Consider the following 19,900-nt stretch of genomic DNA (forward strand, 5'->3'; position numbering starts at 1 on the left):
TTGGGTCAAAGAGGGGCTGGGTTTTGAGAGGTTCCCAATCATCCGGGATGCGACAGCTACCTCTTAAAAATAAACTCTCTTTAGAAATATGCAAATATCAAGAAGTGGCAATAAAAAAGAAACAAAACAACCAGACAAAAACCATTTTTTAGCGGAAAAATCCGTCTCCCTCATAGATAAAACTATCTTAACAACGAAGAATCCAGTTACCCCCAATGGAATAGATATAATTGGTGAAAAAATAATGGGGTAAATCACCCCCATTTCAGGAGCATCATTTTGCAAGAAATAATAAATTGATCTGACCAATTGATACAAAAGTACAGAGACAAAAACACCGACTACAAAATAAAAAAAATTTTTAATTTCCGCAGCAACCATTTTTACAATCCTTAGTACTATATTTCGACGAGCAAGATAATCCAAAATTAAAGGCAACTCCTCCCAAGTCGCGAAAACCACCGCAAACTCCCCATCTTTGACACAAATCTACAGGATCTGTAAATCTGTCGAAAGCTTTCGCAGTCAAAGAGCATTTGCTTTCAACGCAACAACCATCCCCTGAAGCGATACAGTCGGCATCTTGCATATGCCCATTTCCGCTGCCAAAAGAATAAATCGAGAAAGGACTAATAACCAAATTTCGGTTCTTCTTGATTTGATATTGAAGGGTACCTCGAAAGCCGAGTAGTTTTTTGTTTTGAATTTTAATATCTTTTTTTATTGATTCAATGGACCCTTCAACTTGAGCATCAGAAACATAGTCGCCGCACCATTCAGATATGTCCATATAGCTGCCTGTTCCCCCGTAAAAGTGACGCACCAGAGCAAAATCAGCCCCAGAAGAAAACAAACCATAGGCATCTTTACGCATCAAAGGATTTCCCTCAACATAGGCAAATTCGTTGACCCCACCATTCAATCCGATCGGATCAGATTGCACATATCTGCCGAGGCTTGGCACGTAATCCCGATGGAAGTTGTAATGCGCTCCGGTCTCACTGTCCCAATACTGCCCCGGGAACCTGATGTTCATCTCGATAGCCTGGATCGTTGTGGTAGTCGCCCCAAACGCCTCTGACGCCCCCTTCCATGTAGTGCTGCCCGTCTTATCCGTCGCCAGGGTCAGTGTTGCCAAGTGATCCGTGTGCAGATAGTGGTAGATCGTGGCTCGGTCGGTCAAGCTGTTGCTGTTGGCTCTCACGTCGGCCTGCCAGATCGGATCCGTGCTCCACAACCCTTGCTGCGCTGCCTTGGGATCGAAGCCGTACGCTTTGCTCAGTTGCCCCTGGCTGTCGGTTTCTGCCATCAGCCCCGTCTCGCTGTACAGGTAGTACGTGGTCGTTGATGGTCCTGCTCCCGCTCTTGCACTGCCGATGCTCTTGCTGATCCTTCGCCCAAACGGGTCATACCGGTAGCTGGTGCTTTGCCCGTTCTGGTTCGTCTCGATCAGACGCTCGGCCGCGTTGTAGCGGTAGTCTCTTTGCCAGGCCCCACTTTTCTCATTCTGCGTGTGCCCCTGTGCGGTGTAGGTGACCTGCGTGTTCTGCGCTGGTGCCCCGCTGAAGGGCGTGGTGCGCGGGTACTGGGTGAGCTGGTTGTCCCCGTTGTAGCTCCACACTCCCGGCTGGTGGCCGCTGCTGGTGCGGTTGCCCACCGGGTCGTAGCTGTATTGCTCCAGCGGCAGGCCCAGGTTCTTGAGGCTGTTGTCTGGTGCGGCCTGGGTGAGGCGGCTCAGTTTGTCGTAGCCGTACTGGGTGTTGCCCAGGTCGCTGCCGATCTGCGTGATGTTGCCCGCCAGGTCATATTCGTATTGGCGGCTTGCCAGTAGCTGGTTGGCGTTGGTTTTGACTTCGATGCGGGTGTGCCTTTGCAGGGCGTCGAATGCCTGGGTCTTGGCCGCTCCCGGGGTCTGGATGCGGGTGGGTTGCATCCATTGGTAGTCCAGGTAGCTGATGCGGCTCTGGTCGGGCAGCGTGACCTGGGCCAGGCGTCCTTTGTCGTAGGTGTAGCTTTGCTGGCTGCCGTCCGGGTAGGTGTGGCTTTGCAGTTGGCCGTCGGCGTTGAAGGTTTGGCCGATGGTGAAGCTGAATGTTCCTGCGTTAGCTCCGGCTGCTGTCCCCGCATTCACCTTGCCGTAGGTGATTGCGCTCTGCGTGGTGCGTCCTTGGGCGTCTTTGATATAGCTGGCACTGCTGATCAGTTGGCCCGCGCCGTCTTGTTGTTCGTAACCTGCCAGCAGGCCGTCCTTGTCGTACTGGCGGCCGATGCGCTGGTCCATCTGGCTGCCCTGCAGGCGGTGTTCTTCCAGGCCCATGCGACCGGCGGTGTCGTAGCTGTAGCTTCGGGTGTTGCCGCCCGCATCGGTTCTTTGGGTCAGCTGGCCTGCGGCGTCGTAGCTATACTGGATGGCTCCGCCCATCGGTCTGGTTTCTTTGGTAAGGCGCCCTGCCTTGTCGTAGTCGAACCGGTGGGTGTTGCCGTTGGCATCAGTCACGGCCACGAGTTGGTCTTGTGCGTCCCAGCTTTGCTTGGTGCTCTGGTTCAGGCTGTCGATGGTTTCCACCAGCCGGCCCAGCGCGTCGTAGCGGTACAGCGTGGGGTTGCCCGCCGGGTCGGTGCTGCTGACGCGCTGGCCTCGCGCGTCGTAGGCCTGGTGCTGGGTGCGGCTCTTGGCTGGGGTGGCTGGGTTTGCCGGGGCGTCCAGGCTCTGGATGGTCTGGGTCTGCCGCCCTCTTTGGTCGTAGCGGTAGGTTTCTGTGTAGGTGGGATAGGCGGTGGCCGTCAGCAGGCCGGCCAGGGGCGTGCCTGCAGCGCCGTACTCGTATCGGGTGGTGTTGCCTGCGGGGTCGGTGGTCTGGGTGATGCGACCCAGGGCGTCGTAAGCGCTGGTGCTGATGAGGCCGCCAGGGCTGGTGGTGGCTGTGGCGCGGCCTGCCACGTCGTAGCTGACCTTGGTGCCTCTGGCTTGACCGGGCTGGCGTTGTTCCACAACGCGGCCTGCCGCGTCGTACACGGTCTGGCGGGTGCGGCCTTCTGCGCTAGTTGTTTGAATGCGCCTGCCTAAGTTGTCGTAGCTGAGGCGTGTGGGGTGGCCCAGGGCATCGGTGTTTGTAAGCAGGTTGCCTGCAGCGTCCCAGGTATGGAGGCTGGTGTGGCCCAGAGGATTTTTCTGAGTGAGGATCTTTCCTTGACTATTGAAAGTGAAGCTGGCGCTGTGCCCCATGCTGTTGGTGGTTTTGACGAGGTTGCCTGCGCTGTCGTATTCATAGCTGATACCCACAGCGTCGGGCCCGAGGCCGTTGCCTGTGCCTTTGCTACGGCGAATCAGTTGGCCCCATTGATCGTATGTGTTGCGCGTGGTGCGTTGCTCGGAGAGACCAAGCGCCTCGATGTGCTCGAGTGCATTTCCTGCCGCGTCATAGACCCAGGTGCTGATGACACCCAAAGGGTCTGTATATCGCACGGTGCGGCCATGGCCGTCGTACTGAAATGCTTCCCGGCTGCCATCCGGGTAAGTGATCTGCAGCGGCTGCCGGGCGGCATCGTAGTGGGTGGTTGTGGTTTGTCCGCGGGCGTCGATGCTGCGCTCCTGACTCAAGCTGTCGATGATGCGTTTAATTTGCAGTTGGTCGTTCGTGCCATCTTCCAGCAGCAGCCCGGCCTTGTTGTAGACCCGTGTGCGACTTGCGCCTGCGGGGTCCTGGCTGTGGATGGTGTACTGCTGGCGTGTGCGGTCGTACTCCACCCTGTAAAGGGTGTTGGCGCCAGCTTCGTCCTGAATGCTGGCCACACGTGCGATAAGCGGTGGCGCGACTTTGGTCTGCCCGCTCGAGGCTGTCGAACTGCCGGCGGGATCCTTGCCCGCTCCGAACCCACTGCCAGCACCGGTGCCCGCGAAACCGGGGCTTGCGGGAATGGGCGACATGCTGGTGAGATAGGTGATGCTGAGCGCTGCCCCCTGGGGGTTGGTGCGCTTGGTGATTTGCCCATCTCCGTTGTACTCGTACTTCCAGGTTTGCCCTAGCAGGTCCGTCACTTGGCTGAGCCTACTGTCAACGCCGCTGCCGCTCCACTGGTAGCTGACTTTGCGGCCTTCACTGTCAGTCACACGAACAATGCGACCTTCGCTATCGCTTTCCAGCATGAGCACGGAACGTCCGCCGTGATCCACAACAGTGTTGATCTGACCCCGGGCATCACGCTCAAAGCTGACTCTCACCCCATTGGGATTTTCGTAACGCTCGATACCTCCTACCGAATCGTAGTGGACGCTATTGCCCAGACGGTCATACCAGCGCCATCCATTCGGCGTTTGGGCGATGTAATTGTTGGAGTCGAAGCGATAAACACTACCTGCACCTTGGCCGGTCTGACTTCCTGTGCGCTCGTAAGTGCTGCTGGCACGTTGTACTGCAAGTACGCCGCCCAGCGGATCGGCGATAAATCGCAGGTTCGACCAGGCGGGGTTGAGGTACCAGCGGCCTGCCGACCACGTGCGATAGATGGCTACTTCTCCACCCAAGACTTTCACGGCGATGTCCTGTCGGGTTTCTGTGTATTCCTGGTTGGGCAAGCGCACGGTGTGGCTGAGGGACTGCGCGTATCCAGGTGCGGGTAAGCAAAAGCAAGCTGCAAATGCGACGGCAACGAAAAAAAAGAGCTTCATGAACTTCGCAGAAATAAACAAAACGGAAAGCAATTCGCCCAAATCGGGAAACGCTGCGCAGTGTGAAAAATTTGTGGCTATGCGAGTGAGCGAGGCTATGCACAATGGCGCTTGATCCAGAGCAAGGTTTGGGTCCCAGCGGTGGCCTATTGCTAGCAGCATCACAAAGAGAACCAACCGCTAAGACCCACCGCCACCGGCACCACAGCCGGGCGGCGACCCACCCCCACCGGTTCCGCCACCAGGGGACCCAGCACACGTGCAGCCAGGCATGCAAGTGGTAGACAACGGCATCGGTGTGCTAGAACTGCCACTGCCGCCTCCCCAGCCCCCTCCCGCACCGCCACCGGGCCGTCCCGCATTGGAGGGGCCATAGGTGTTGTTGCCCGTCGCACAACTTGCGCCAGAAATACGGCTCATGTTCGTGCAAGCAGCCCCTTGGCGTTTGTCGCCCGCCGCACAGGCGTACGCGTAGCCAACGCATGCACTAGCTGCGTAGCTGCTGCAACCGGTAGCCTTTGCGACCAACTCTGCCTTGGACTGCGGCACCGCCGAACTGCGGCCAGTGCTCAACATGTGCCGGATCGCATGCTGGATTTGCAGGCTGGGGCTATAGCCACTGAACAACGGCAGCTCTGCAGCCGCGCCCTGGGTTGCGCGCGAAGTGGACAAGGCCAGACTCTTGACCGGAGCCAATGCGGTGATTCGGTAGGGGATCACCACACGGCTTTTCGCAGCAAGCTCCCTGGGCATATCTCCAAAGAACTCATACCGGTAATTCGCATCAGACTTGGGAAGAACAAAATCCAATTCGTCAGCCCGGACCAGCCCGTAGTTGCTGACCGTGAGTTCCCCCGTCAGCTCTTCCCCCACCTGCATATCGGGCAGATTGATGCTCATAGGCTCCATCAGCACCACAGGCGCCGGTACCTGGGTCTGGTAGGTGGCTTCCAGTGTGATGTGGTATTCATCCGTGATGGTCGTTTCCGTGACGCTGAACTCAATGCTGATGAGTTGGCTGTCCAGAAAAACCCGCTCGTTGGCGGTCAGGCCCGCTTTAATCTGGATGCGACCGCTGGCATCGGTGTGCTGCGGCGCGCTGGCTCGCCAGCGGTAGTTGCCCGGTGGCAGATCTGGCAACTCAGCAATGCCCTGCTCATTGCTCAGGAGGCTGCGAATGTCAGCAGTCAGCGCCTCGTTCTGTAGCTTGATGGTGGCGCCTTGCAGGCCGGCAATCAGTTGGCCGCTTTTGTTCAAGGTGTTGGTATAGATGTCCACCATCTTGAAGCGCACGCCGCCTTGGCCACTTTGTGCCACGGCGACGGTGACAGGCACCTTGCCACCAGGATCGTTGTCTGCGCCAACGCGGAGCTCGAACTGGTAGTAGCCGTCCACCACATCGGCGCCAGGCCTGGCCAACAGCTGCAGCGTCGTGGCTTGGCCCACATCGAGATTGCCGATGTCTCCATTGCTGGCCAGGCGCATCCACGCGGGCGTTCCAGTGCCTTGTGGAGTCACCAGTTGCGCCCGCACGTTGCGCGCCACCGCCAATCCCTTGTTGGTCAGCGTGACCGAACCACTTGCGGCCTCCCCCTGCCTCACGCCAATTTCGATGAACCCCGGGTTGGGACTCAAACCCGGCGTCGCCTCGTGGAGCTGATAGTCCAGGCGCAGCTCCGCACGCGGCACTGCGCCGCTTTCGTGAGCAAACGCCTTGAGAATGATGCTGCCTGTGGCGCCCGCCGAAGCTGCGCCGGTCACATTGATTGTCATGGGTACGCTGGTGCCCGCGGCCACATCGACAGGCTCGCCAACATCCAGCGTGATGCCCGGCGGCAGTGCGCCCGAGGGCTGGTCCGCTGCCAATGCCTGCCAACGAACGGCCTTGGCACCTGTTCCGGCGCTCGCCCTGACCTCCAGCACAGCCGGTGTTGCCTGGCCCCGGATCGCGTTCAGCTTGTACTGGCTGTAGTTCACACTCAGACGGTTGATGGTGAACTGTGCGGGCGCGGGTTGAGCCGCATACACGGTGTCGTCTGGATGAACGACATGGACCGAATATGTGCCGGCATCGTTGGCCTGTGGTACGAAGCTGTAGCTGAACTTGCCGGTCGAATCGCTCACCAGCGTGATACGTCGCTCGAACCCCTGTATCCGAAGTGCCAGGCGCACGGTAGCGTTCGGCACGGGTTGAGCCGCTGCATTCAACGCGACCACCTGTCCACTGATCAAGATCGGCTGCTCTCCGAAAGAGAACGCAGGGGAGACGCTCACGCCGCGAACGCCGTAGGGCAGCACAGGAGGTGGCGATGCAGGAGGCAACTGCTGCACGCGCACGGCGCGTGAAGCCTGGGCGGTTTTTCCGGCATTGCCTGTCGCAGTCGCTCTGAGAACATAGTCGCCATCGGGCACCTGGGTGGTATCCCAGTCCACACTCCAGGGCTGCTGGTCCAAGGTCCCCAGCAGCTGGTCAACGTTCTGCCCCTGCAGCCGAACCTGGACCTGAGCGATACCGCTGGCATCGAGAGCTGCGACCTGCACGGGTACCGTAGCACGCACCAGCGCTTGGTCCGAGGGGCTCAGGAAGGTCACCGTGGGAATGGGCGCTGTGTAGTTCAGAGATATTGGACTACTGAGCGGCCCCATGCCCCGCGCGTTCGTTGCCCTTGCTTGAATGCTGTGAACACCTTCACTTGGCAACAATACGCCCCCGGCAAAATTGCCAGCAGCATCCGTGTTCAAAGCCTGCCCCACAGCCTGCCCGTTGACGAAAACCTGCACCAGCGCTGCCGGCTCCGCAGTGCCTGCGACTGCGATTTGCGACATGACGACCGAGGATCCAGAAGTCGGTTGCGTGATCAGGGGCGCCGCCGGGGCGCTCAGTTCAAGGCGAAAAGAAATGCTGGATGTCGTGGTGCCGCCATCTGCATCTTGCGCGGTGATCAACAGCACATGCGCACCGTTGGCCAAGCCATTGAACCCCAGTAGTTGGCTTGCAGTACTCGGGCTGGCAGGTGTACTGGGCTGTGCCATCGGAAGGTCCTGCCGCAGCACGGACATGCCGTCGATGAAGGCCTCCAGCATCTTGACGCCTTTGGAGCTGTGGGCACTGAGCGTCAGAACACCCGACATGGAGAGTGCGGCGCCGTCCAGCAAGGGTTTGTCATTGAAGGCGGCATTCAGTACCGGCCCACCTAATTGCGCCACATCCGAAGTGAGATAGGGCTGGTAGACAACTCCTGCACTGACACGGCTTCCTTTCCCATAGGGGTTATTTTCTGCCAGAGGACCCGTAGCGTGCCCCCACCAATTGCCCGAGGCCTGCACCACTGACGTGGGGGTTTCATTGGAAATACCGTAGAAACGGTTGCCGGCGAAACTGCTCTGCGTCACTGCCGGCGTAGCGCCACGCACAGCAACGAGGCCAACGCCATTGGCTTCAATGCGAGCGTTGCGAATCTGCGGAGAGCCCAGCCCCACCACGCGCACGCCCGCAATGCTGTTGGAAATTTTCAGTCCTGAAAGCTCATAGCCTTTTCCAGGCATGACCAACGCAGCACCAGCTTCTTGGAGCCTGATGGGCAGAGCTTGGGTACCTCCGCCATAGCGCAACGTCAATCCATCAATGGATACTGACGAGGGCGATGTTCGTGAACCCAGAAACACACCGAGCCAGTCACCTGCAGCGGCTGCCGCCGCAGGCGCTGCACCAGTCTGCCCGGCAACTGCGTCGTCTCGTTCGCTTGTCAGAACGACCCCAGCGCCAGTCCGCAGGCTTCCGTGCACGAGCAACCCCGCGCCTTCTTTTGCCGGATCCTGAACTGCGCCAAATTTGACGACCACGCCTGCACCGAGCGTCAGCTGTGCATTGGAGTGTGCGTGAGCCATACCAGGCACTGCCAATACAAGGAGTGCCAATGCAACAGTCCACCAAACGATATTCCAGAAGGTCTGGCGGATGGCACCTGCCGCTCGGTCCGTTGCACTGTGAGCAAACAGACAGAAGCTTTCCAGTGACATTGGGTAGAACTTCATGGAAGCACCTCGACGGCAATCACGGCGGGCGTGAGACCAGGCGCCTCAAAGCTGACCCTGGCCTTTCCTGTAGCAATGCCCAGCAGATCGACTCCGACACAGCTGTCTCCCTCGGCCAAGCTCAATGTCCTCACACTGGGTCGCAAGACCTCGGGCTTGCTGCTGGCAACGGACACCGAAACCGGCGCCGTCGCATAGCTTCTGCCGTCCCATTTACCGATGCACACCTGGGAGTACGAAGACTGCCCCACAGGAACGGTCAGGGTGTCGTCATCGGAGCTGAAGGTCCACACGGGTGGGGCGACACTGACGGCCACGCTGTAAACCTCCGGGTAGCGTTGCGACCCCGGCACGCTGGCCTCGATGGTGGTCGTCCCTTCTTGCAAACCGAGAACCGGCAGCCTCACGGGAGTCCATGGACTCGTCCCCGAAGGAATGGTGATTTCCGCGGGAACAGAACAGATTGACGCATCGACGCAGCGCAGTTTGAGAGTCAAGGTCTCCGGCGCATCTTCGTAGTCCCCTAGATGCAGCGTGCGTACCGCAATGTCCGCATGGAAGCCCTTGACGACGGAGAACTGGATGCAGTCGCTGCAAGCAGCGCCCAACGACAGTTCCCTGTCTGCATGAATCTGCTGCACGGCAGACTGCGCGAGGCGAATACCTGCCGAACTCGCATTGACGCGGTAGCGGCCCATCTGGCTTGCTTCTCCCACAAACAACGGAGATGAGCACCCCATTCCCGGACTGATGGTCGACTGCGCAGCAGATGACCCCCCTGAGCTTTGGGCGTAGATGCCCGACACCACGCCCGCGGGATTTTGGTCACTGAGGTCGAAATCAATCGACCATGGCTTGTCGGTGACGAAGCGCACATGATCATGTGCCGCGGGCACAGAGAAACACAGCGATAGGTCTTGACGCAAGCCCATGTAGCGGTGGCCGCTCCATGGAGTTCCGTACCTGTCGGCAAATTTGAAAGTGGGCTCAACGACGTGCACGCCAATCTTTGTGGCTTGCACCCCCGCGGCCTTTGCCTCGATCTCCGAGACACCCAGCCCGACACCTATCGCGGTCACTTCCACAGACGCTCGCCCAGAGGGAATGGTCAGGGTGAACGGAATTTCGCAAACCGCGCTCGACACGCAGCGCAATTCGACCGACAAATTCTCAGCGCCGTAGTCGGGCTCGCCGTCCACCGTCCGTTCGATCCAGAGTCCACCGACGCTGCGCAGTTGATGACCCAGAACGACTGCGCTCTGGCTATCGACATATCCCCACCTCAGCACCGTCGGACTTCGCACTGTGACGTTGGCGTATCCATCCTGGGAGTTGGCGGCACTGAGTTGGACCCGTGCCTGGCCTTTTGCCTTGGCCTGCAGCATGGCTTTGCCGACGGACGCGTAGTCGCCCTCGGCCACCACCAGCTCGGCAGGTGACACGCCCACAACGTTGGGCGCCTCCGACGCGATACGGACCGTCAATCCACCCAGGGGCGCGCGGTGACTCAAAGCGACTGAAGCTTCTCGTGCATCGCCCACCACGATGGGTACGGAAGCACGCAATTCATGAGGACGGAGGATCAAGGTCATGCGGCTGGTCTCCACGTCCACGCTCGCCGCGCGAAGGCCTTGTGCCTGCGCAGAAATCCGGGCACTGCCGTGTGCCAAACCCTGTACAACGAACTGCACCTGAGATTGCCCTGCAGGCACGGTGATGCCAGCAGGAAGCTGGAAAATCCCTGAAGGCTCGGCACGCAACTGAATCGGAATGCCGCCGGCCGGCGCCGCGGCGGGCAGGCGCACCGTGATGCCGTAGGGCATGCCCAGTGCCATCGACCATACAGAGGGATCCAGCTGCAGCGCAGGAAGACTCACCACATTGACCTGGGCCCGAGCGCTTCCCAGTTCTGGGTGAGAAGCCGACAGCAATGCACTGGTGAACCCCAAGGCCCGCACCTCGAACCCGGCGCTCGAACTACCTTCCGCAACCGTCACGGTGGCAGGCACCTTGACCGCGTCGCTGCTACTGCTCGACAGCGCAATCAACCGACCTCCTGCAGGCGCCGCAGCGTCGAGCACAACGCGCATGGGCGTCAGCGTGCCAGCCCCGACATTCAGCAGCTCTGGCTCGATGGTCAACGACGGCTGTCCAATCTCGACCAAGCCTTCGCGCACCAGGTAGGGAATTCCGACAAGCCCCCAGAGGATCTGTCCGCGCACAATTCCAGACGGAACCACAATCGCATTCAGCGTATTGCCTGCCGCACTCAACGACTGCCCGGATGGCGACGATTCCAAGTCCATCTCGATGGCAGGGCCGCGGTGGTGGTTGATGGAAACGCGATCAAGCGTCGGCGAAGACTTCTCGATCACCACACCGCTGCCGTACTCGATGCGCACGTGCTCCAGGCGCGTCTGCGCACTCCGTGTGCCTTGACTGAAACGCCATTGCCCCCATGAGCCCGGTGCAGGCGCTGCAATGGCAGATGAGATCACGATGGGTTTGTCAACCGTGCCCACTGCCACTACCGCACCGCGATTCAGGGTGAAACTCGCATTGGCTGCCATGCGCACTTCAACCCCCGGCTCCACGGTCAACGTTGCGTCCTGGTCCACCGTCACGTCGCCCTGCACAGTCACCGGTGACTGTGCCGCACTCCATACCGTATCGGTGGATATCACACCACTCACCATCATCGCAGCCGCCGCATCACTCAAGCCGCCCATCGACAAGCCGAGGACTACACAGGCCATGGCCATGGATGAGCGCATGGTCCTCATGATCCGTCGACAACGCGCTGTACGCAGCCATGGAACTTCGTCCAAAGAAAAATTGCCGGGCACGGTGGGGGTTTGCATGAAAAACTTCTTCGTCTTCAAAGGTCACGAGCCGCAGTTGCGCGGCAATGGGCGGCCGGCGTGAGCAGCCAAGATCTTTTGCTGCGCGATGTAGGCTTCGTACGCGCTCCAGCCTCCTGCCAGCCATTTCACGGAGTTGCCTGTTTGCGCAGAAAAGCCACTGGCATCTGACGCGAACCAATCGGTAAACAGCGCTTGTGCTGCGGCAGGATCCGCACCCACAACCAACCACTGCGTGGGCCTCTGGAGCGGATTGGCTGCGGCATTCGCGGACATGGCCCGCCGCAAGTCAAAGGCATTGGCTCCTGCAGGCAACTGCACAGCAGCAGGTTGTGGCAAAGACCGCAGTTGCCGGGCTGAAAAGCCCACGGCGGCAATCCTCCACAGCCCCTCGCCACTCCCTAGCCATGCGTGTTGCGCCGAAGTCCAGGATGCTTGCGGCTCTTTGCTCCAGGTGCTGGCACCACCGAGCAGCACATGCACATCGCCAAATCCCTTGCTGCGCAACGCTACGCATGTCTGCGTCAGGCTCCGCAGATCGACGCCCGTTCCGACCAGCAGCAGCCGCTGTGGCTTGAGATAGCTTTTGTCCGCTACCGCTGACAGCGCCATGGGCGTCGCGCCACCGATTACCGAAGTCGCGGCGGCGTCCTGTTCGCGAACATCGAGAACCATCAGGGAAGCATCCTTCAAGGCTTCCACTCCCGCCCAACAGGAAGCTTGCTCGCTGCTGTATGCCGGCAGCGGTAGGTGTTCGAACGACACCGGGTCTGGTTCCTCGCGATGGTCCGTGCGCAGGCAGGCAGCAGCAGCTTCGTCCGACTCTTGCGCCTGCGCAATCGTCAGGCACACCAGCAGCACGCAGGTCAGCGCACTGCATGCGCTGTCCACCCATGTCCTGGATTTCATGGTTCACCCACCCGCGGCCGGCGAGCTTGCGTGAAACGACCCAGCGCGCCCGCGAGCACGGACAGCAAGGCGCTCAACAAGATCAGGGCACGCCAGTCCAGCGAAGGAATCGCCTGAGCGCTCGCTGGCGCCGCCATGATCACGGGTCCTCCGGGATCACGAATGACACCATTGGCCTGCAAATCATCGTCACCCAGCGCGCCGTCCCGGATGGTGTAAGTCACGGTATTGCCGCTGATGCGCAGGTTGCTGGGTGGGTACCAGGTCTTGCGCCCGCCGGAGCCCGGTGTAACGCCGTACTTGAGGTATCCGGTGATCCCGCGCAGGTCAGGCCATGTAGTGACGATCGTCACCTCACCCCCCGGCGCGCAACCCGTGAGTTCAAAGTCGAAGACCCCATGGGGAAGCAGGATGCTGCCGAGCGCCACGCCCAGGCCCTGTGCTGGAAGAAGGCGGGTGGCATGGGGGTTGAAGGTGCACGAAGCCCCCCCGCCCGAAACCGTCGCCGTGAACAGCCCTGTTCCGGTGGGGGTCGTGGCTTCGAAACGGGACGCTGAGCCGATGCCTGCCACATTGGTCAGGTCGAAAGACTGCGTGCCAGCGGCAGCCGATCCCGGCAACGACGCAGTGGCCAGGAATGCACCTGTCTGGGCATTGGCACGGAACGCCGGGCTCACCGCCACACCGTTTTGAGCAGTCATGATGTCGACGCTGAAGCTCGCAGCGGACGCTCCCGGCTCAAATTGTGCCGACGCACCCATCTGCGGCAGTTCAAAACGAACGGCAATGCCCGACTGAGGCTGGTTCTGGGCATTCACGACCCGGACACTGAGCGGTTTGCCGTACAGCGCACTCACGCGGGCCGTCTGGTTGTTCCCGTCCACCCGTTGCAACATCAAGGGCGCCGAGACCGCAGGCAAGTTCTCCAATGCGAAGCTCACCGGGCTCACGTTGCCACCCACGGTTGCACTGGCGGAATATCTGCCCACGAACAAGTTGGCCACCAAGGCTGGTGAAGTCGCCAAGCCGTCGGCGTCGGTCAATACACTGGCGCTGGTGCCACCACCCAAGGTAGCTGCAGGCCCAGAGACTGGGACCTCGAAGCGAACGGTCACGCCGCCCACGGGGCGGCCGAATCGATCAAGAACCCGAGCCCGCAGTGGCTGTGCGAATGCTTGACCGACGATGGCTGCCTGGACGCCGCTGCCCACTGCGATCAGTCGCGCAGGCGGCTCGGTGATTTCTGGCGTCCACCGCATTTGCGCCAAGCCCATCCATCGAGCGACGTCCAGCTGAAGCTCCACCAGTACAAGCGAGTGCGGAGCCCGGGCAAGTGCATCCACGTGCGCCTGCAGCACGGCCAATGCGTCAATGACTTGGCTCCACCGGCCTTGTGCCTGCTCGTCACGCGCCAACGTGTGGGCGTTGACTGCGGCATCGAGCAACGCGCGTGCCTCTGGTGTTGCAGCTGCGACAGCCCCCAGCGCGTTGCCAACACGCGGCACGACGGCATCAAGGCCCAGCACGGTCAACGGCAAGACCTTTTCGGCCCCGCTGTTTGGAGCAGCAGCTCCCAGCAACCGCGACACAACCTGGGACTGGCCCGAGCTTGCAGGCATGGTCAGCACGAACGATGCACTGCGATCCTGACCGGCGGGGAGCGCCCATGACCAGTTCAGACTACTGCTGCCAGCACCCGTCGTTGGCTGTGGCACCAGGTGATCGTATTGAATCCCCGTGGGTAGACGGGTCTCCAGCGTGACCGATTGATCGGCCGTGCCCGGGGCGCCCGGGTTGCGCACGACAAGACGCACGGGCACTGAAGAGCCAGCCAGCGCGGGAGCGGTGCGCACAGCCGGGGTCAGGGCTTTGATCTGCTGATGCAAATAGTCGGACCAGCCCATGTGCGTCGGACTGATCGCGGTGTCCAGCAGGTCGAACCCGGCCAGCAGCGTTTGTCCATGCCCGAAACTGTGTCCAGCGATGGCGGGCAAGCCCGACGCTTCGTAGGTCGCCAGCGCAGCAGCCGTCTGCAGTTCCAGCGCATACCCTTTTCCAGCGGTTGGCTGGGCAGTTCCCGCGCCCTGCAGACGTACGGTGAGTGCGTTACCCAGGGAAGTGTCCGTTGGCAGTGCACCCAGTACATCCGACAGAGGGACCACGCTCGACGCTTTGGCGCCATCCACCACCAACGTCTGTCCACGCCGCACAGCAGCCCGGATTTCGGCCAGCGAGGTCGGGTCGAGCCCCACGGCGCCGCCATTGAGCCACTGCAGGTTGTATTTGCCGCTGCGCATCGCCACCCGCCATTCGTTCAAGTCGGCAGTCGCGACTCCTTCGTGGCTTTTGCCCGCCAACCACGATCTTGCTGCTTGTGCCTTCGCCTTGGCACAAGTCTCTTTCTCTGATGCATCCGCCAGCGGGCAGGCAGCCCAGACCAGCACGCGGGCTTGGGCCTGGACGTCTTGCTCCAGCGTCACTTGTTCGTTGTCACCCTGGACAAGCACACTCATGCGCGCCTGGTTGTTGCCCGCCATCGGGTCGGCGGTTTGCGCCCCTGCGGTAGCCGTCCAGACGATGCTGCGGCTGGCACCTCCCGACGGAGCCGCTGCCAGCGCATTGAAGGTCAATGTCGCGGACTGGTCCTTCTCGAGCGCACCCACATTCCACACCCCGTTGGCGAAGCTGCCCAACGAAGCGCTCGAGCTTTGCAGTGTGAATCCCTCAGGAACCGCAGCCTGAAGGGATACCCCTTGTGCCGCAGACGGACCGGCATTCCTGACGCCGACAGTGACCGAGGCGCTTTGGCCCGGCCTGGTTTGGTAGGCACTCGACTGAATCGAGGCAGATACGTCCGCTGACGACGTACCGCTGGCGCCTGCTGCTGATGTGCGTTTGGACAGCACATAGCCCTGCCCGTCGGAACCGGCCAGCAGCAGAATGTCCGAAATGAGCCCGGGGGTGGCTTTACCGCCGGCGCTTCCAGCGAGCCACACCCCATTGACCACACCATCGCGGGACGCCGCTTCCAGCTGATACTTGCCTGGAGGCACCGAAGCATAGGAAAACTCACCCGACGGATCGGTGTAGGCCTGTAGAACGACACTCTTGCCCGAGGTATCAATGCCTTTGAGCGCAATGCCGAGGTTTCCTTCTGCTGGCTCCCCCGCTTCTCGAACGCCATTGCCATTGCTGTCGCGATAGACCTGCCCAGACAGTCGCGCCGTCTGCGCGCCCGACATGACAAGGGTGTATTGCCCCGTTGGGTTCGCGTCGAACACATGGATGAAGTAGCTCCAGCTCAGATCCTGGTTGCGCGAGCGTGACAGCCAGAAATTCTGCGGCAACAGCGACTGACCGTCGCTTCGAATCACCTGCACGGGCCGCTGGGTCCCTCGCCCAGGATCAGAAAGCTTTACATGTACAAAGCCCTGCGTGGGGGGAAGCCGCAGCGACAGGTTCCCACCCGCCAGGGCTGTCAAAGAAGCGGATGACGACAGATTGAAAACAGGGCTGTCGTCGCCTTCCGAGTCGTACACGCGATAGCTGTCACCGTGTTCAGCCAGAAAGTCATCAATGCCGTCGCGACCAGGAAGATCGATGCGCACGTCGTGCACGAGCCTGTGCGTCACCACCTCCTTGATCAAAGAGGTCACAGCACCACCCAACGAATCCGCATGCACAAAGCTCGCATCAAATGCGGTGAAGCGCCCGGCCAATGTGGTCTGCATGAGCCAACGCCCCATTTTGGCCGTCAGCGGGGCAATGTCGCCAAAATCAAGCAGCAGACTTTTGCCTGCCATCTCGTTGCCAACATATCCACCAAGGATGGTGAAATCGATGAGCAAGCCCTGGCGGTTCTCGACGATCTTCGGCTGCGCGGATTCAATGCGCGTCTTGTGGGCGGCGCCAGCCCCTACATTGGCCACGCGCACTCCCAGCGTGAACGTCTCGGGCGGCTCGACTTCTGCAGTGAACGGGTCGTCCGCAAAGACATCGGTGGGAAGGAAATAGTCCAACCGCAACAGAGGTTGAGGGCGAACCACGACATAGTCGGGAGTGACGTCCACCGAGCTGGTTTGCCCATCCAGGGTGTAAGTGACGCGGGCACCGATGTAGTACAGACGCCCCTGCGAGGTGTTTCCGCCCGCACCCTGCGACGGGATGATCAGCCAACGCACATCGGCAGTCGTCTTCGGGGCCAGGGTCGCGCTCCCGTCCAGCGCTGACAGTCCGGTCAAACTATCGGTGCGAACAAAAAACGCGGCCCCTGTCGCATTGGGATCGGTGGTCGCAACCACGTCTTTCTGATCTTGGTCCTTGAAGATCAGATCGACTTTTACGTTCGAAAGAGCACTTGCATCAAGACCATTCCGCAGGACCATGTGTGCATCGAAGGCTTGCCGCTCCAGCGAGAGCTTTTGCTCGATGACGATCTTGACCTCAGCACAGACAGCCTCTTCGGCTCGCGCGGCATTCGCCCACAAACCAGCAAGAACCAGCACAGCGAGACGCACAAGCGTCCACCACGTGGGGTGACCTTGAGACTCCTTGCAGTGCTGATGATTTGCCCATAGCCGGCTCCCGTGCATGCACGCCCTCCCTGCTCATTCTTTTTGTGGGGATCGTCGGCGCCCTCCAGCGCTCGTTGACGAAGCACAACTTGTTTGAAATGTCGAACGGGGGCGATGCTAAGGGCTGACTTATTGCAAAAGTTACAAGATGTATGTTGCGCCAAAACCGTGCTGTCACGGGTGATTTTGCGCGGAGCGTTGCGCATCAAGCAACTCCAGATGGGCACCCGCAAACCAATGCGCGTACCTGCTGAAAGTTAGAAGGTCAACGCACCAAAACCCGCCCACACAACAAGATTTTTTTGCGGAAACCACGAAAAAACGGCACGGGGCCGCAATCGTTTTGACCTTGATCGAACGATCAAAGGAAGTGCAGCCCAAGAGCACACTCCTTGGCGCAAACAAAGAGTAGGGACCACGCCCGCTATGGGCCAATTCTGGCGGGCGAATTTTTCCGGATCGGTGAAACCCAGGAGCACCGGGAGCAGCTTCCGCCACGACGGCCACGAAGTGCCTCAACCTCGACATGCCGGTTGGCTGGCAAGCCGCCCGCTACCCGGCGCGAGCTCCCCACAACGCCTTCTTGCGCCCCACCGACCAGACCTTCAACGCCTTGCCATACAAAATCAACACCAGCGCCGCCCCAATCAGCGGCAACGCCGCAAACACCCACCCCGTCAGCAACTCACCCCCCAGCGCCACCCCCACCAACAACGCCACGGCCGGGTTCACAAACGAATAGCTCCCCGCCAACGCCGCCGACGTGTTCTGCAGCAGCCACAGATACGCATTGAGCGCCACCAGCGTGCCAAAAACCAGCAGGTACACCCACGCAGCCCACGACTTCGCACTCACCTGCCCCAGCGCGCTCAGCGGCTCGAAGCACAGTGCCGCCACCAGCCCCATCGCCCCACCCACCAGCCACTGCGCAGCCGCCGCCATGGCCGGGGCGGGCAGCGACAACTTGCGCGATGCGTACGAACCCACGCTCCAGCACAGCGGCGCGCCAAAGGCCAGCAATGCCCCGAGCCAAGTCGCAGAAAAGTCCCCCTCCAGCGCCAGCAGCAGCGCACCGACCACGCCCAGTGCCAGGCCGATCCAGCTGGTGACCGGCACCCGCTCGCCGCCCCAGTGCGACCACAGGGCCAGCCACATCGGCATGGTGGTCACCACCGTGGCCATCAGGCCCGAGCCGATGCCCAACTTCTGCGCAAAGCCCACCAGGTTCATCGCCAAAAACACCATCAGCGCACCCACGATGGCCGCGTTGCGCCACTGCACTGCGGTGGGCAGCGCGTGCCCCTGCCACAGCGCCACCAGCAGCATCACGCCACCCGCGCACAGGAAACGGATCGCGCTCATCAACAGGGGCGGCATGGTCTGCAGGGCGATGCCGATGGCAAAGTACGTGGTGCCCCACACCACGTACACCAACAGCAGGGCGAGGCCCAAGGCCCATGGCGCGGGGTGGCGGGCTTGCACATTGATATTTGCCGGCATATTCTTCACCTGACCGAATAATTTATGGAATTCGCAAGAATTTCGGAATTTTTACCAAATTCATGCCGCTATGCAAGCAAATATTCAGACAGATGACATGGACGCCAGAATTATTTCGGCGCTGAGCGTGGATGGCCGACGTTCGTACGCCGAAGTGGGCAGCGAAGTGGGGTTGTCCACGGCGGCCGTGCACGAGCGCGTGAAGAAGCTGCTGGACAAGGGGGTGATCCGCCGGTTCTCCATCAGCGTGGAGCCGGAGCGCGTGGGGCTGTCCTTCACGGCCTTCGTGGCCATCCGCAACGACGGCGGGGCCCACTGCCGCGACATCGCACCGCGCCTGCAGGCGATGCCCGAGATCGAAGAGCTGCACAGCGTGGCGGGTGAATACGACTTCCTGGCCAAGGTGCGCACCACCCACGCGCGGGCGCTGGAAGGCGTGCTCTACCAGATCAAGGCCATCGAGGGCGTGGCGCGCACCACCAGCACCGTGGTGCTCAACACCGAGTTCGAAGACCGCCCGCTCAACCTGGGGTGGATGAGCGAAGACCGCAATGCCGCCTGAGACCAAGACCACGCCGTGCCCGCACCAGGCGGCGACCGCAACCCCTCTGCCGGCAGCCTCCGAGACCGCGGCAGCCCATCGCTATGCGGTCTACTTCGCGCCCAGCCCCGGGAGCCTGGGATGGCTGGCGGGCAGCCATTGGCTGGGCCGATGCGCAGCCTTGCTGCAGCCGCTGCCACAGCTCGACATCCATGGCGTGCCTGCCGATGTGCTGGAACGCCTCACCGCTGCACCTCGCCGATACGGCTGGCACGCCACACTCAAGGCCCCGTTCTCACTGGCGCCCGGCGTGGATTGGATGACGCTGCACCACGCCGTGCAGACCGTGGCGCAGAGCCTGAGCGCATTCCAGCTGCCGCCGTTGCACGTGGAGCGCCTGGGCGACTTCCTGGCGCTGGTGCCGCCGCCTTCGCATGCGGCCAACGCAGCCCTGCGCGACGCGGCGGCGGCCTGCGTCATGCAATTGCAGCCCCTGGCAGCGCCCCTGTCCAAGGCCGATCTGGCGCGTCGCCGCGCCGTCGGTCTCAGCGCGCGGCAGGACGAGCTGATGCAGCTTTGGGGCTACCCCTTCGTGCTGGAGGAGTTCCGCTTCCACATGACGATCACGGGGCGACTGTCGCAGGTGGATGCCCGCACCCAGGCGCTGGTGCTGGATGCCGCGCAGGAATACTTCTCCGACATGCCCGCACTGAAGTTCGACAGCCTCGCGCTGTTCGCCGAGCCGGCGCCGGGGGCCGACTTCGCGCTGCTCGACCACCTGGAGCTGGGCGCCGGATGACGTGCCGGCAGC

At 61.1% G+C, this 19,900-nt stretch carries 9 protein-coding genes; 2 read left to right on the forward strand and 7 right to left on the reverse strand.

Annotation, left to right across the window (positions count from 1 at the left end; all coding sequences use genetic code 11):
- Nucleotides 1–63: 63 nt before the first annotated feature.
- The 7 genes from ACIGHN_RS15710 to ACIGHN_RS15740 all read right to left on the reverse strand — a co-directional run bounded on the left by ACIGHN_RS15710 (nt 64) and on the right by ACIGHN_RS15740 (nt 18,548).
- Nucleotides 64–381: a hypothetical protein gene (locus ACIGHN_RS15710; RefSeq protein WP_396505101.1), complete on the reverse strand. Its 318-nt coding sequence runs from the start codon at nt 379–381 to the stop codon at nt 64–66.
- Nucleotides 362–4,711 carry an RHS repeat-associated core domain-containing protein gene (locus ACIGHN_RS15715; protein WP_396505102.1) on the reverse strand — a complete coding sequence of 1,450 codons (4,350 nt, stop codon included), beginning with the start codon at nt 4,709–4,711 and terminating at the stop codon, nt 362–364. The genes ACIGHN_RS15710 and ACIGHN_RS15715 overlap by 20 nt, the downstream gene beginning before the upstream one ends.
- Before the next feature lie 138 nt (nt 4,712–4,849).
- Nucleotides 4,850–8,704, reverse strand: coding sequence for an Ig-like domain-containing protein (locus ACIGHN_RS15720; protein ID WP_396505103.1), 3,855 nt, complete (start codon nt 8,702–8,704; stop codon nt 4,850–4,852).
- Nucleotides 8,701–11,565, reverse strand: coding sequence for a hypothetical protein (locus tag ACIGHN_RS15725; protein ID WP_396505104.1), 2,865 nt, complete (start codon nt 11,563–11,565; stop codon nt 8,701–8,703). Before ACIGHN_RS15725 ends, ACIGHN_RS15720 begins: the two co-directional genes overlap by 4 nt.
- Nucleotides 11,566–11,589: 24 nt before the next feature.
- The gene (locus tag ACIGHN_RS15730; RefSeq protein WP_396505105.1) at nt 11,590–12,474 is read right to left on the reverse strand and encodes a rhodanese-like domain-containing protein; all 885 of its coding nucleotides are present in this window, start codon (nt 12,472–12,474) and stop codon (nt 11,590–11,592) included.
- On the reverse strand, nt 12,471–16,991 hold the full coding sequence (locus tag ACIGHN_RS15735) for a choice-of-anchor U domain-containing protein (protein ID WP_396505106.1): 4,521 nt from the start codon (nt 16,989–16,991) through the stop codon (nt 12,471–12,473). Before ACIGHN_RS15735 ends, ACIGHN_RS15730 begins: the two co-directional genes overlap by 4 nt.
- 609 nt (nt 16,992–17,600) lie before the next feature.
- Nucleotides 17,601–18,548, reverse strand: coding sequence for an EamA family transporter (locus ACIGHN_RS15740; protein ID WP_396505107.1), 948 nt, complete (start codon nt 18,546–18,548; stop codon nt 17,601–17,603).
- Nucleotides 18,549–18,645: 97 nt separating this feature from the next.
- On the opposite strand from ACIGHN_RS15740, the gene ACIGHN_RS15745 reads away from it, so the two are divergent.
- A complete protein-coding gene (locus tag ACIGHN_RS15745) occupies nt 18,646–19,110 on the forward strand; it encodes an Lrp/AsnC family transcriptional regulator (protein ID WP_396505108.1) in 465 nt (154 codons plus the stop codon).
- Nucleotides 19,100–19,888: a DUF1045 domain-containing protein gene (locus ACIGHN_RS15750; RefSeq protein WP_396505109.1), complete on the forward strand. Its 789-nt coding sequence runs from the start codon at nt 19,100–19,102 to the stop codon at nt 19,886–19,888. The genes ACIGHN_RS15745 and ACIGHN_RS15750 overlap by 11 nt, the downstream gene beginning before the upstream one ends.
- The last annotated feature ends 12 nt before the right edge of the window (nt 19,889–19,900 follow it).

Origin of the sequence: Acidovorax sp. NPDC077693 (assembly GCF_044542805.1) — a bacterium.
Lineage (GTDB): Bacteria > Pseudomonadota > Gammaproteobacteria > Burkholderiales > Burkholderiaceae_C > Acidovorax.

Excerpts from the sequence above, each read along its gene's own strand:
- ACIGHN_RS15710 (WP_396505101.1), bottom strand. The coding sequence starts at position 381 with ATGGTTGCTGCGGAAATTAAAAATTTTTTTTATTTTGTAGTCGGTGTT.
- ACIGHN_RS15720 (WP_396505103.1), bottom strand. The coding sequence starts at position 8,704 with ATGAAGTTCTACCCAATGTCACTGGAAAGCTTCTGTCTGTTTGCTCAC.
- ACIGHN_RS15725 (WP_396505104.1), bottom strand. The coding sequence starts at position 11,565 with ATGCAAACCCCCACCGTGCCCGGCAATTTTTCTTTGGACGAAGTTCCA.
- ACIGHN_RS15730 (WP_396505105.1), bottom strand. The coding sequence starts at position 12,474 with ATGAAATCCAGGACATGGGTGGACAGCGCATGCAGTGCGCTGACCTGC.
- ACIGHN_RS15740 (WP_396505107.1), bottom strand. The coding sequence starts at position 18,548 with ATGCCGGCAAATATCAATGTGCAAGCCCGCCACCCCGCGCCATGGGCC.
- ACIGHN_RS15745 (WP_396505108.1), top strand. The coding sequence starts at position 18,646 with ATGGACGCCAGAATTATTTCGGCGCTGAGCGTGGATGGCCGACGTTCG.
- ACIGHN_RS15750 (WP_396505109.1), top strand. The coding sequence starts at position 19,100 with ATGCCGCCTGAGACCAAGACCACGCCGTGCCCGCACCAGGCGGCGACC.